Source organism: Burkholderia sp. AU45251, assembly GCF_030482905.1.
Taxonomy (GTDB): domain Bacteria; phylum Pseudomonadota; class Gammaproteobacteria; order Burkholderiales; family Burkholderiaceae; genus Burkholderia; species Burkholderia aenigmatica.
Genome location: NZ_JAUJQH010000023.1, coordinates 85397 through 98407, shown reverse-complemented (window position 1 = coordinate 98407; position 13011 = coordinate 85397). Strand labels below are relative to the sequence as shown.

Here is a 13011-nt window from a genome sequence, read left to right as displayed (position 1 = left end):
GGCGCAAGCCCGCCGCTGGCAGCGGCGCTCAGGCGGGCACGTCGCGCAGAAACGTCGCGACGGCGGCCAGCACGTCGTCGGTTCGCTCGCGGTGCGGCATGTGCCCGCATCGGCCGAGCAACAGATACGACGACGGCCCCGCGACGCGCGCGGCGATCCGCTTCGGATGCACGTCGGACCCGTATTCGTCGTCTTCGCCGTGAATCGCGAGCGTCGCGCATTGCACGCGCGGCAAGTCGTCGTCGAGATTCCAGTCGCGAAAGGCCGGCGACAGCCACGTATCGACCCACGCGCGCAGCACCCATTCGGCCTTGTCGCCGTGATAGCGCGCGAGCCGGTCGAGCTGGCCCGGTTCGTCGAATTGCTGCCCCGCGTCGCGAATGCCGGCCAGCGTGCGATCCTCGACGTACGCCTGCGCGGCGATCGTCACGAGCGCGCGGCAACGCTCCGGATGCGCGGCCGCACACCCGACCGCCATCCCGCCGCCGACGCTGTGCCCGAGCGCGACGAACGCGTCGACGCCCAGTTGTTCGAGCAGCGTCGCGAATGCACGCTCGGCCTCGTCGCGCACGAACGTCGTGCCGAGTTTCCCCGGATGACGATCGGAACGGCCGAAGCCGAGGCGATCGTATGCGATCACGTCGCGCTGCGTGGCGCTCGCGAGCTGCGCGGGGAAGTCGCGCCACAGGTCGACGCAGCCGAGCGAATCGTGCAGCAGCACGATCGGTGCGACCGGCGTAGGCGCGGCCGGCTCGGCTGCGCCTACATTCAACGCACCCGCTGCCGGTTGCGCCGGGCCACCGCCCCAGCGTTTCGCAAAGAGGCGCCCTTGCGGCGTCTCGACGGTTGTCTCCTCGGTCACGATGTCGGTCATGTGTCTGTCGTCTGTATGAAAGCGGCCGCCCCTCGGCGGCCACACGGGATCCTGCGATGTTGGCCCGTGCCCGCACACAGCGTCAAGCAAGCCCCCACCGCTCGCGCGTTCATTCGGGCTGCGGCGGCAGATACTCCATCTGCGCCTCGTCGTACAGCCGGTAGATCAGCGCCTGCATCGCGCGGATATCCTCCGATTCGTCGAGCATCCGCATGCTCATGATGATCGGCGACACGAGATTCGGATCGTCGAGCGGCTTGTAGCTGATGTCGTCGCGCTTCAGCCCGTACACGCTGTGCGGCACGACCGACACGCCCTCGCCCATCGCGACGAGGCCGAGCGCGATCTGCAGCTCGCGCGTCTCGTAGATCTTGCGCGGCTGCAACGCGCGATCGTGAAACGCCGCGAGCACCTGGTCCGCATAGCTCGGGCGCGGCGCCTTCGGAAAGATGATCAGCGTGTCGTTCACGAGATCGTGCAGCGACAGCACGGGCTTCGCGCTGTCGAGCGGATGGCCGACCGGCAGCGCGACGATCATCCGCTCCTCGCGCAGCACGACGCGCCGCACGCTCGGATCCTCATGGCGGATGCGTCCGAACCCGACGTCGATGCGCCCTTCCTTCAGCGCCTTGATCTGGTCCATCGTCGACATCTCGTGCAGGCTCAGCTCGACGGCCGGATACTCGCTGCGAAAGCGCCGGATGATCTTCGGCAGCATCCCGTACAGCGTCGAGCCGACGAAGCCGACCGACATGCTGCGCTCGATCTTGCCGACCCGCTTCGTCATCGATTCGAGCTCGGTCGTCTGCGCGAGCAGCTGCACCGCGTGCGAATAGAAGAAGCGCCCCGCATCGGTCAGCTTCAGCGGCCGCGCGTTGCGCTCGAACAGCGGCACGCCGAGCGCTTCCTCGAGCTGCTGGATCTGGCGGCTCAGCGGCGGCTGCGCGATGTGCAGCCGTTCGGCCGCCCGCGTGAAATTCCGCTCTTCGGCAACCGCGACGAAGTAGCGGAGGTGTCTCAACTCCATGTTCGATGCCTCCCGGACAGCGATCCGGCGTTCAACCCGGGCCGGATGATGTCGTCACGATACCGCAGGCGGCGCCAACCGCCACGCGCACGGCCCCGCGCCGCCCAAAGCAAAACGGGAAGCCCGCGAGCTTCCCGTTGTTTCATCGACGCCGCGACACGGCGGCGTCACGCGCCGTCCGTCACACCTCGGTCGCGTAGAGCGCGTCGCGCTGCGCGTCGCTCAGCGAGTCGAGCGGCACGTCCGGCAACTGGTAGCAGATCATCGTGCCGTACAGCTCCGCGAGGCAATTGCTGCCGGCGTCGAGCGCGTAGCCGTCCTCGCCGTCCGGCGCCGGCGGGTACACTTCGCGCCACGCGTTGATCGCGGCTTCGAGTCGCACGATGGAAACGGGTCCGGCCTTCCGCTCGGCGGGTGATGCGCTCATGGATTCCTCTGGGTTGCGCGCTCCGCGGGCCGGAGCGGCCCGGATGGAACGATGAAAACGCCGGACATGTCGCCGGCCGCCGCACCGCGCGCGCGCCGGATGCCGATCCGCGCGGCGCGCCTCGCGCCGGCCGGGCCGTGGCCCGGTAGGGTCGGGCAATATAACCGGCTTTGACCCCGTGCAGGCAAAAGCCGGGCAAAAAAAACGGGAAGCGCGAGGCTTCCCGTTTCGTCGCATGTCGCGCGGCCGCTGGCCGCGCCGGCGTCAGCCCACGGTTTCGCGGTTCGCCACCGGCTCCCGCTGCGCGCCGCGGCTCGCGGCGATCCACGGCGCGATTTCCATGTCTTCGTAGCGCACGAAGCGGCTCTTCTTCAGGAACCGGAAGCCAAGCCACACAACGAGGAACAGCGGAATGCCGACATAGGTCGCGGCCACGCCGGCCCAGTCGATCCGGTTCGCGAGGAACGCCTGATAGTCCTGACCCAGCGCAATCACGAGGCACAGCACGAACGCGAACAGCGGGCCGAACGGGAACCACTTCGACTGGTACGGCAGCTGGTCGAGCGAGTAGCCCTGCTTCACGTAGCCCTTTCGGAACCGGTAATGGCTGACCGCGATGCCGAGCCACGCGATGAAGCCCGTCATCCCCGACGTGTTCAGCAGCCACAGGTACACGGTCTTGTCGCCGTACAGCGACGTGAAGAAGCACAACGCGCCGACGGCCGTCGTCGCGTACAGCGCGTTGCGCGGCACGCCGCCGCGCGACAGCTTCGCGAAGATCTTCGGCGCACGGCCTTCGGTCGCGAGGTTGTAGAGCATCCGCGTGGACGCGTACATGCCCGAGTTGCCGGCCGACAGCACGGCCGTCAGGATCACCGCGTTCATCACGCCGGCCGCGAACGCGAGGCCCGCGTGGCGGAACACGAGCGTGAACGGGCTCACGCCGATGTCGGTCACGTCCGTCTTCAGCAGGTTCGGGTCGGTATAGGGAATCAGCACGCCGATCACGAAGATCGCGAACACGTAGAACAGCAGGATCCGCCAGAACACCTGGCGCACCGCGCGCGGGATCGTCGTACGCGGATTTTCCGATTCGCCGGCCGCGACGCCGATCAGCTCGGTGCCCTGGAACGAGAAGCCGGCGATCATCGCGACGCCCATCAACGCCGGCAGGCCGCCCGCGAACGGCGCGTCGCCGATCGTCAGGTTGCCCCAGCCGTTGCTCGGCGCGCCCTTCAGAATGCCGAAGATCATCAGCAGGCCGACACCGATGAACGCGACCACGGTGACGACCTTGATCAGCGCGAACCAGTATTCGGCTTCACCGAAGCCGCGCACGGTCAGCGCGTTGAGCAGGAACATCACGCCGAGGAAGGCCGCGCTCCACCACACGCCCGGCACGTCCGGAAACCAGTAATGCATCACGAGCTGCGCGGCGACGAGCTCCACCGCGATCGTCACGGCCCAGTTGTACCAGTAGTTCCAGCCGAGCGCGAAGCCGAAGCCTTCGTCCACGTATTTCGCGCCGTAGGTCGCGAACGAGCCCGACACGGGCATGAACGCCGCCATTTCGCCGAGGCTCGTCATCAGGAAATAGACCATCAGGCCGATCGCCATGTACGCGACCATCGCGCCGCCGGGGCCGGCCTGCGAGATCGACGCGCCGGACGCGACGAACAGGCCCGTGCCGATCGAGCCGCCGATGGCGATCATCGTCAGGTGGCGCGCCTTCAGCGCGCGATGAAGCTTGGGTGGGTTCGCGGGCGAACCGGGTGGGTCGGATTTCGGAATTGCGGACATAAACGAGACGAACGTTGAGCGGGCCGGCATCCGTAGCCGGCGCATGCGGAATCGGAGCGCGGTGCGCGTCCTGCGATGCATTCGATGCGGCCCCGATACGCGTTGCGCGGCGGGCGCCTGCGGCGAAGCGCGGATTCTACCTGATTCGTCACGGGGACAGCTCAGGTTCCGCCACCCGCCACTGCCGCGGAGATTTCGCAGAATCAAGGAGTTGGCCGCGTCGAACCGGGGCCTCGCCGCAGACCGGCATAAAAACCACATGCGCCGGGGGGTATCCGGCTTTCCGATCCGCCCGGTATTTCGCCGCTGTCCTGTCGCCATCCTCCCGATCCCGCGCCGACCTACATAATCGCCGGGTAATCACGGGATTATTCAGACAAAACAACCGATATCGACGATTGATTCAAATCAAATCCCCCGCGCGTAAAGCGGTAATGATGCGTAACAATTCTGAATCGCCGTATCCGCATGCATGTTTTGCATGCGCACGCGAATGTCAGGAAATCGCGAGATAATGCGAGCCAATTCGAAATAAACAGCACGCGGAATCGCCAACGACGCGAAAATCCGCCGCCCGCCGCCCCCGAGGATGAAGTCACTCACGCTGCCCGCCGCACTGCGCCGCCATACCGCGTCGATCGTGGCACGCATTCTGTCGCCCCGCGGCGTACTCGTTGCGGGGATCGTGCTGCTGATGTTCAGCTGGGGGCTTTCCACGTCGCTTTTAATCGAGGCGCGACGCGACGCATATGACCATGCGGTCGAAAATGCCCGCAACCTGATGCTGCTGATCGAACGCGATATCGCGCGCAATATCGAACTCTACGATTTGTCGCTGCAGAACGTCGTCGACGGCATGGCCGACCCGGAACTGATGACCTTGCCGCCGCGCCAGCGCCACCGGCTGCTGTTCGACCGCGCGGCGACCGGCGAGTATCTCGGATCGATCTTCGTGATGGACGCGCACGGCAATATCGCGATCGATTCGAGCGCGTCGCCCGCACGGCAAGGTAATTTCGCCGACCGCGACTACTTCGCCGTGCATCGCGACGGGCTCACGCAAGGCCTCTACATCAGCCGGCCGTATGCGGCCCGGCTGCGCGGCGGCGCACTGACGATCGCGCTCAGCCGCCGGATCAGCCGGCCCGACGGCACGTTCGCCGGCATCGTCGTCGGCACGCTCAGCATCGACTACTTCCACGCGCTGCTCGACGGCCTCGCGGTCGGCAAGCACGGCAGCGCGGCAATCGTCGAGGACAACGGCACGCTCGTGTCGCGCCTGCCGTACGACGCGCACGTGGTCGGCCTCGACCTGCACGACTCGCCGCTGTTCATCGAATCGCAGCGCGCCCGCACCGGCGCGCTGACCGGCATCGGCGCGATCGACGGCATCCGGCGCATCTATGTTTACAAGCATCTCGCCGGCCTGCCGCTGATCGTCGACGTCGCGCCCGCCGAGATCGACATCTACGCGTCGTGGCACCACCGCGCGATCTGGACCGTCGTGCTGATGTGCCTGTTCACCGGCTTCATCGCGTGGGGGTCGCTGGCGCTGTCGCGCGAGCTGAAGCGCCGGCAGATCGCCGAATCGAAGCTGTACCGGCTCGCGCACACCGATGCGCTGACGGGCCTCGACAACCGCGGCACGTTCGACTCGGTGCTCGCGAAGGAAACGCAGCGCGCGTCGCGCAGCGGCCGCCCGCTGTCGGTGCTGTTCGTCGACGTCGATCACTTCAAGGCGTTCAACGACTACTACGGCCACCCGGCCGGCGACGACGTGCTACGGCGCGTCGCGCAAACCGCGTCGCGCTGCCTGCGCCGCGACAGCGATCACGTCGCGCGCTACGGCGGCGAGGAATTCGTCGTCACGCTGCCCGACACCGATGCGAAAGGCGCGGCGATCGTCGCCGAGGCTATCCGGCGCGCGATCGTGGGGCTCGACATCGAGCACATGAACAGCCCGTACGGGCGGGTCACGGCGAGCATCGGCGCGGCGACCGCCGCCGACGGCCGCCTGAGCGCCGCGACGCTATTGCGGCGTGCCGACGAGGCGCTGTACCGCGCGAAATCCGGCGGCCGCAACCGCGTGCTGGAGGCGCAGCCGACCGCCGCGGACGCATGACATCGCCCTGACGCGACGTGAAGTCGCGCGGCGGCCGGCCAGGCCGGATGACCGCGCCGTGGACAGTCCTCCCGCGTTCGGCTAGCGTTACGTCTGCTGCGCATGCGGCGCGGCGCCGGCCCGCGCAGGCCGCCGTGCGCGTTCCGGCCACCCCAGCTCCGACATGACCGCCCCGCTCCCTACCCGGCTGCCGCCGCTCCTGCGCAACGCGCTCCGCCCGCTGCTCGACCCGTACCGCCGCTACCGGCACGCGAAGCTGATCCATGCGGCGCGCGTCTCGCTCGCGATTCTCGTGTCGATCGCGCTGTCCACCGGCCTCAACGTGCCGCACGGCGAGTGGTCGACGATCACCGTGCTGATCGTCGTCGGCGGGCTGCAGCACCACGGCAACATCCGCAAGAAGGCGGCCGAGCGCGCGCTCGGCACGTCGATCGGCGCGCTCGCGGGGCTCGGGCTGATCCTGCTCTATTCGTTCGTGCACGCGCCGCTCGCGATCTACCTGCTGATGGCGCTCGCATGCGGCTTCTGCGCGTATCACGCGATCGGCAAGGCCGGCTATATCGCGCTGCTGTCGGCGATCACGATGGTGATCGTCGCCGGGCACGGCGACAACGAGATCGTCGACGGCCTGTGGCGCGCGGTGAACGTGCTGACCGGCATCGCGATCGCGCTGGCGTTCTCGTTCGCGCTACCGCTCTATGCCACCTACTCGTGGCGCTACAAGCTCGCCGATGCGCTGCGCGCGTGCGCGGCCGTGCATGCGCGGCTCGCGGGCGACCGCCACGTGAGCGACGACGCGCACCTGAAGGAAATGGCCGCGCTGAGCGCGCTGCTGGTGCAGTTGCGCTCGCTGATGCCGTCGGTGTCGAAGGAATGCGAGACGTCGATGACGCAGCTCGAGGCGATCCAGCGCAGCCTGCGCCTGTGCATCGGCTATCTGGAGATCCTGTCGAGCGCGGTGCCGGCCCGCGACGACGTCGCGGCGCGCGAATACATGCGCGTCGACATGAAAGCCGTGAACCGGCGCATCCGCGACACGCTGGTCGGCGCGAGCCGCGCGCTCAAGTTCGGCACGCCGAGCCGGCTCGCCGCGCGCCGCCGGCCGGCCAACCCGCCGCACGACGCACCGCCGCCGCAGCTGTCAGGGTACGTGTCGATCACGGCCAAGCTGGCCGGGGAAGTCGACCAGTTGCGCGAGAAGCTGCTCGATACCGCGCAGTCGTGGAATATCTGAGGCTCGCGGGAATCCGGGCTTCGCGCACAAATCTTTCATTCGCCTTTCGTTACGGCAAACCGGCATCCTGGCGGCGACAGCCCCGCCCTTCGGCCGATCCGGCCCCGGAAACACGCGCTCGGCCGGGCGCGTCGATGCCTGTTTCTGCCGCGATTTCGCCCCGGCTCGCACGGCGTTCTCCGCCCGGTTAACCGCCCGTCAGGCCCGCCGCGACAGGCCCGACGACGGTTCCGCACCAAAATCAACCCTTGCCCCAACCTCGCGGACAGCCGATACTCGCATATTCCGCGAAATACGATCCCACCGGCTTCAATCCACGGTTATTCCTATGAGCACGATTCTCGAAAGCCTCCCGACCGGCCAGAAGGTCGGTATCGCCTTCTCCGGCGGCCTGGACACCAGCGCAGCGCTGCACTGGATGAAACTCAAGGGCGCCGTCCCGTACGCATACACGGCGAACCTCGGCCAGCCCGACGAAGACGATTACGACGCGATCCCGAAACGCGCGATCGAATACGGCGCAGCCGGCGCCCGCCTGATCGACTGCCGCGCGCAGCTCGTCGCCGAAGGCATCGCAGCGCTGCAAAGCGGCGCGTTCCACATCACGACGGCCGGCGTCACGTACTTCAATACCACGCCGATCGGCCGCGCCGTGACGGGCACGATGCTCGTCGCCGCGATGAAGGAAGACGGCGTCAACATCTGGGGCGACGGCAGCACGTACAAGGGCAACGACATCGAGCGCTTCTACCGCTACGGCCTGCTCGTGAACCCGGATCTGAAGATCTACAAGCCGTGGCTCGACCAGACGTTCATCGACGAGCTCGGCGGCCGTGCCGAAATGTCCGAATTCATGAACCAGGCCGGTTTCGCGTACAAGATGTCGGCCGAGAAGGCCTACTCGACCGATTCGAACCTGCTCGGCGCGACGCACGAAGCGAAGGATCTGGAAAGCCTCGAAAGCGGCATCAAGATCGTGAACCCGATCATGGGCGTCGCGTTCTGGCGCGACGACGTGAAGATCGCCGCGGAAGAAGTGACGGTGCGCTTCGAAGCGGGCCAGCCGGTCGCGCTGAATGGCGTCGAGTTCACCGACCCGGTCGAGCTGCTGCTGGAAGCGAACCGCATCGGCGGCCGCCACGGCCTCGGCATGAGCGACCAGATCGAGAACCGCATCATCGAGGCGAAGAGCCGCGGCATCTACGAAGCCCCGGGCCTCGCGCTGCTGTACATCGCGTACGAGCGTCTCGTCACCGGCATCCACAACGAAGACACGATCGAGCAGTACCGCGAGAACGGCCGCCGCCTCGGCCGCCTGCTGTACCAGGGCCGCTGGTTCGACCCGCAGGCGATCATGCTGCGTGAAACCGCACAGCGCTGGGTTGCGCGCGCGATCACCGGCGAAGTGAAGATCGAACTGCGCCGCGGCAACGACTACTCGATCCTGAGCACGAAGTCGCCGAACCTCACGTACCAGCCGGAACGCCTGTCGATGGAGAAGGTTGCCTCGACGTTCTCGCCGCGCGACCGGATCGGCCAGCTGACGATGCGCAACCTCGACATCACCGATACGCGCGACAAGCTGCGCGTGTATTCGCAAGTCGGCCTGCTGACGCCGGGTGAAACGTCGGCGCTGCCGCAGATCAAGGGCGACGACAAGTAAGTCGCTTCGCTCGACGCCGTGCCGCATCGTCGAATGCGGCACGGCCGGGCAGGCTGCATGCGTTAGGCATCATCACGCGCGCAGTCTGCCGCTTCTTCTCTCCCCCGCCTTTCCGCTTTCCCGCTTCCGCTCATCGCGTCGCCCCGCGTGACGGACCAACGGTACTGCACCGCCGCGCCAGTCATGGCAAGCTGCGAGTCTTCCGATTCCAGCGCCGACTCATGACCGCCCTTACCGTCATCCACCTGAACGGCCCGATCAACAGCGGCAAGACGACGATCGGTCTCGCGCTCGCCCGCATGCTGCCCGATGCGCGCTTCATCGACGGCGACGATCACGATGCGCCCGAAGATGCACCGTTCGACGTGCAGTGGGCCATCGCGCTCGAACGTCTCGTCACGCAGATCGCCATCGCTCGCGAGCGTCATCTGGTCATCGCCTATCCGATCGGCGAAACGGCGTTCGAGCGGCTGCGTGCGGCCTGCGATGCGCGTGATGCACGGTTGTTCGTCGTGACGCTCGCGCCGCCTGAAGCGGTCGCCTCGTCGAATCGCGGCTCGCGCGCGCTGACGGACTGGGAGCGCCAACGTATTGCCGAGATGTATCGCGAAGGGTATGCGGCGCGGGCGTTCAGCGATTGCGTGATCGATACATCGAAGGCGTCGGCCGATGCATGTGCGCGGGAGATTGGGCAAGGCGTCCACGCATCAAACGCATAACGGCGAGGCCCTTGCGAACGATTCGCTGCCGCCGCCTCACGCCGCGTAGTGGGCGAATGCCTCGTGCACGCGATCGCCGGCACCGAAGTGGAACACCTCGACCGCGCCGCGTCCATTTGCGCCGCGATAGTGAATGGCGACGCTATCCACGCCCGCCAGCACCGAAATGAACTCGAAACGCAGGTCCGGAATGAGTTGCAGCGCCTTCGCCCAGTACGCGCGCACCGCATCCTTGCCGCGCAGGCATCCGCTCGGCTCGCCCGCGATCCGCACGATCATCGGCGAATGCATGACGAAGGCATCATCGTAGTGCGACAGGATGCGGTCGAGATCGTGCGCGTTCCATGCGTCGATCCATTCCTGCGCAAAGTGCTGCGCGAATGCGTCGGTGATCGGTTCCATCCGGCTCGTCGTCTCCGTATCGGGCGCGGCGAGAATGCCGGCCCGTGCGCTCGAGTGTATCAGCGGCCGCACGGCTCCCGTGCACTCGCCGCGTCCAGGCATGCCCCGCCATCAATGATGGTGCTGCACGCCCGACACGACCTGCCCGCGTGCCCCCTTGCGGCTCAGCATCAGCGTAACGACTGCCGACACCGCGAGCGTGCCCGCCACCACATAGAGCCCCGCGGCATACCCGCCCGTCACGTGCTTCAGCCAGCCGATCGCGAACGGCCCGACGAACCCGCCGAGATTGCCGATCGAGTTGATCATCGCGATGCCCGCTGCCGCGCCGGCGCCCGACAGGAATGCGCTCGGCATCGCCCACAGCGGCGCCTTCGCCGCGCTGATCCCGATGTTGACGACGACCAGCGCGAGCACGGTCAGCAGCGCGGTGCTCGCCTGCCCCGCGAACACGAAGCCGATGCATGCAAGCACGCACGGAATCACGACGTGCCACGTACGCTCGCCGGTACGATCCGAATGCCGCGCCCACCCGATCATCGCGACGACGGCCGCGATGCTCGGGATCCCGGTGAGCAAGCCCGTCTGCAGCGCGGTAAAGCCGAACTGCTTGACCATCAGCGGCGCCCACAGGCCGAGCGTGTACAGCCCCGCCGACGTACCGAAGTAGATCAGCGCAAGCGCCAGCACGCGTGGATCGCGCAGCGCCTGCCACGCGCCGGCCGTATGCCCGGCATGCGTGTGGCGCGCATCGGCTTCGGCTTTCAGCTTCGCGATCAGCCAGTCGCGCTCGTCCGCGCGCAGCCACGCGGCCTGCGACGGCGAATCGATCAGGCACCTGAGCACGACGAAGCCGAGCACGACCGCCGGCAGCGCTTCGATGATGTACAGCATCTGCCAGTCCGCGAGCCCGAACATCGGTGGCATCTGCATGATCGCGCCCGACAGCGGCGAACCGATTGCGGTCGAGATCGGCGCGGCCGCCATGAACCACGCAGCCGCCACCGCACGCTGCTTCGCGGGAAACCACAGGCTCAGGTACAGGATGATGCCGGGGAAGAATCCGGCTTCGGCCACGCCGAGCAGGAAGCGCAGCACGTAGAAGCTCGTCGGCCCGGCCGCGAATGCGGACACGGCCGACACGATGCCCCACGTGATCATCACGCGCGCGATCCAGATACGCGCGCCGACGCGATGAAGAATCAGGTTGGACGGCACTTCGAACAGGAAGTAGCCGATGAAGAACAGGCCGCCGCCGAACCCGAACGCGGTCGGCGACAGGCCGATCGCCTTGTTCATCGTCATCGCGGCGAAGCCGACGTTGACGCGATCGAGAAAGCTGACGAAGTAAAGCAGCATCACGAACGGAATGATGCGCCACATCAGTTTCCGCGCGACGCGGGTTTCCAGATCCGCTTGCATGTGTCTCCTCCTTCGAGGTCGAGCCGTGCTCTGTCTGTGAATGCTCGCCGGCGCCACCGCGAAGCGGGCGGGCCGACGCCCGGCTCACGTCGGATGCGCGAGTCTCGGGGCAGGAAAATCCGGGGGACGATGAACGGGCGACGGCCGGTTACCGGTTGCGCAAGCGCGCCGCCGCTAGCCGCTACGTCGCGGCCGGCCTGCCCATTGCCGCCCTCGTCATCAGGCAGCGACCGCCGCGTTAGCGACGCGCTCGCAGACGGCCGCAGTCACCTGTGCAGTCGTCGCACTGCCGCCGAGATCGCGCGTGTGCAGCGACGGGTCGGCCGTCACCGCCTCGATCGCCTGCATCACGCGCGCGGCGGCTTCCGTTTCGCCAAGGTGCTCGAGCAGCATCACGACCGACCAGAACGTGCCGACCGGATTCGCGAGCCCCTTGCCCATGATGTCGAACGCAGAACCGTGGATCGGTTCGAACATCGACGGATAGCGGCGCTCGGGATCGATGTTGCCGGTCGGCGCAATGCCAAGGCTGCCGGCGAGCGCGGCGGCGAGATCGCTGAGGATGTCCGCATGCAGGTTGGTCGCGACGATCGTGTCGAGCGACGCCGGCCGGTTGACCATGCGCGCGGTCGCCGCATCGACGAGCTCCTTGTCCCACGTCACGTCGGGGAATTCCTGCGCGACCTGCTTCGCGATCTCGTCCCACATCACCATCGCGTGCCGCTGCGCGTTGCTCTTTGTGATCACGGTCAACAGCTTGCGCGGACGCGACTGTGCGAGCCGGAACGCGAAGCGCATGATGCGTTCGACGCCGGCGCGCGTGAGGATCGATACGTCGGTCGCAACCTCGATCGGATGGCCCTGGTGCACGCGGCCGCCGACGCCCGCGTATTCGCCTTCGGAGTTCTCGCGGACGATCACCCAGTTCAGGTCGTCGGGCCCGCAGCGCTTCAGCGGCGCGTCGATGCCGGGCAGGATGCGCGTCGGGCGCACGTTCGCATACTGGTCGAAGCCCTGGCAGATCTTCAGGCGCAGCCCCCACAGCGTCACGTGATCGGGCACGTCGGGGTCGCCCGCCGAGCCGAACAGGATCGCGTCCTTGCCGCGCAATGCGTCGAGACCATCGGCCGGCATCATCGCGCCGTGCTGGCGGTAGTAATCGGCGCCCCAGTCGAACTCCTCGAACTCGAACCCAAAGCGGTCGCTGCCGCGGGCCAGCGCTTCCAGCACCTGCTTGCCGGCCGGCACCACTTCCTTGCCGATGCCATCGCCGGGAATCGTTGCGATACGGTAGGTCTTCATGCGGACATCCTCGATTGAT

General features: G+C 67.2%; 12 protein-coding genes. 4 read left to right on the top strand and 8 right to left on the bottom strand.

What is annotated here, in order from left to right; genetic code table 11:
* Positions 1-28: 28 nt before the first annotated feature.
* From QZM67_RS31485 to QZM67_RS31465, 5 genes are all read right to left on the bottom strand, one after another.
* A complete protein-coding gene (locus QZM67_RS31485) occupies positions 29-874 on the bottom strand; it encodes an alpha/beta fold hydrolase (RefSeq protein ID WP_301809289.1) in 846 nt (281 codons plus the stop codon).
* Between the two features lie 109 nt (positions 875-983).
* Positions 984-1901, bottom strand: a complete 918-nt coding sequence (locus tag QZM67_RS31480) for a LysR family transcriptional regulator (protein ID WP_039349252.1) — start codon at positions 1899-1901, stop codon at positions 984-986.
* A 181-nt stretch (positions 1902-2082) separates the two neighbouring features.
* Positions 2083-2328 (bottom strand): DUF3717 domain-containing protein, encoded by a 246-nt coding sequence (locus tag QZM67_RS31475; RefSeq protein ID WP_043178075.1) that lies wholly within the window; start codon positions 2326-2328, stop codon positions 2083-2085.
* A 264-nt stretch (positions 2329-2592) separates the two neighbouring features.
* Positions 2593-4128: an amino acid permease gene (locus QZM67_RS31470; RefSeq protein ID WP_089453502.1), complete on the bottom strand. Its 1536-nt coding sequence runs from the start codon at positions 4126-4128 to the stop codon at positions 2593-2595.
* A 408-nt stretch (positions 4129-4536) separates the two neighbouring features.
* A complete protein-coding gene (locus tag QZM67_RS31465; RefSeq protein WP_301809284.1) occupies positions 4537-4731 on the bottom strand; it encodes a hypothetical protein in 195 nt (64 codons plus the stop codon).
* Here QZM67_RS31465 and QZM67_RS31460 point away from each other — a divergent pair.
* From QZM67_RS31460 to QZM67_RS31445, 4 genes are all read left to right on the top strand, one after another.
* Positions 4718-6250 carry a sensor domain-containing diguanylate cyclase gene (locus tag QZM67_RS31460; protein ID WP_301809282.1) on the top strand — a complete coding sequence of 511 codons (1533 nt, stop codon included), beginning with the start codon at positions 4718-4720 and terminating at the stop codon, positions 6248-6250. The two genes, QZM67_RS31465 and QZM67_RS31460, sit on opposite strands and share 14 nt — an antisense overlap.
* Positions 6251-6413: 163 nt before the next feature.
* Positions 6414-7484: an FUSC family protein gene (locus QZM67_RS31455; RefSeq protein WP_301809280.1), complete on the top strand. Its 1071-nt coding sequence runs from the start codon at positions 6414-6416 to the stop codon at positions 7482-7484.
* Between the two features lie 328 nt (positions 7485-7812).
* Positions 7813-9147 (top strand): argininosuccinate synthase, encoded by a 1335-nt coding sequence (gene argG / locus QZM67_RS31450; RefSeq protein WP_031399031.1) that lies wholly within the window; start codon positions 7813-7815, stop codon positions 9145-9147.
* 221 nt (positions 9148-9368) lie between these two features.
* Positions 9369-9866, top strand: coding sequence for a shikimate kinase (locus QZM67_RS31445; RefSeq protein ID WP_301809277.1), 498 nt, complete (start codon positions 9369-9371; stop codon positions 9864-9866).
* Positions 9867-9902: 36 nt separating this feature from the next.
* Here QZM67_RS31445 and QZM67_RS31440 read toward each other — a convergent pair whose 3' ends face one another.
* The 3 genes from QZM67_RS31440 to QZM67_RS31430 all read right to left on the bottom strand — a co-directional run bounded on the left by QZM67_RS31440 (position 9903) and on the right by QZM67_RS31430 (position 12992).
* The gene (locus QZM67_RS31440) at positions 9903-10268 is read right to left on the bottom strand and encodes a nuclear transport factor 2 family protein (protein ID WP_175024797.1); all 366 of its coding nucleotides are present in this window, start codon (positions 10266-10268) and stop codon (positions 9903-9905) included.
* Between the two features lie 111 nt (positions 10269-10379).
* The gene (locus QZM67_RS31435) at positions 10380-11690 is read right to left on the bottom strand and encodes an MFS transporter (protein ID WP_301809272.1); all 1311 of its coding nucleotides are present in this window, start codon (positions 11688-11690) and stop codon (positions 10380-10382) included.
* A 219-nt stretch (positions 11691-11909) separates the two neighbouring features.
* Positions 11910-12992 (bottom strand): tartrate dehydrogenase, encoded by a 1083-nt coding sequence (locus QZM67_RS31430; RefSeq protein ID WP_301809270.1) that lies wholly within the window; start codon positions 12990-12992, stop codon positions 11910-11912.
* Positions 12993-13011: the final 19 nt, after the last annotated feature.

Coding starts and splice junctions, on each gene's coding strand:
- QZM67_RS31485 (WP_301809289.1), bottom strand. CDS start 874: ATGACCGACATCGTGACCGAGGAGACAACCGTCGAGACGCCGCAAGGG.
- QZM67_RS31480 (WP_039349252.1), bottom strand. CDS start 1,901: ATGGAGTTGAGACACCTCCGCTACTTCGTCGCGGTTGCCGAAGAGCGG.
- QZM67_RS31475 (WP_043178075.1), bottom strand. CDS start 2,328: ATGAGCGCATCACCCGCCGAGCGGAAGGCCGGACCCGTTTCCATCGTG.
- QZM67_RS31470 (WP_089453502.1), bottom strand. CDS start 4,128: ATGTCCGCAATTCCGAAATCCGACCCACCCGGTTCGCCCGCGAACCCA.
- QZM67_RS31460 (WP_301809282.1), top strand. CDS start 4,718: ATGAAGTCACTCACGCTGCCCGCCGCACTGCGCCGCCATACCGCGTCG.
- QZM67_RS31455 (WP_301809280.1), top strand. CDS start 6,414: ATGACCGCCCCGCTCCCTACCCGGCTGCCGCCGCTCCTGCGCAACGCG.
- argG (WP_031399031.1), top strand. CDS start 7,813: ATGAGCACGATTCTCGAAAGCCTCCCGACCGGCCAGAAGGTCGGTATC.
- QZM67_RS31445 (WP_301809277.1), top strand. CDS start 9,369: ATGACCGCCCTTACCGTCATCCACCTGAACGGCCCGATCAACAGCGGC.
- QZM67_RS31440 (WP_175024797.1), bottom strand. CDS start 10,268: ATGGAACCGATCACCGACGCATTCGCGCAGCACTTTGCGCAGGAATGG.
- QZM67_RS31435 (WP_301809272.1), bottom strand. CDS start 11,690: ATGCAAGCGGATCTGGAAACCCGCGTCGCGCGGAAACTGATGTGGCGC.
- QZM67_RS31430 (WP_301809270.1), bottom strand. CDS start 12,992: ATGAAGACCTACCGTATCGCAACGATTCCCGGCGATGGCATCGGCAAG.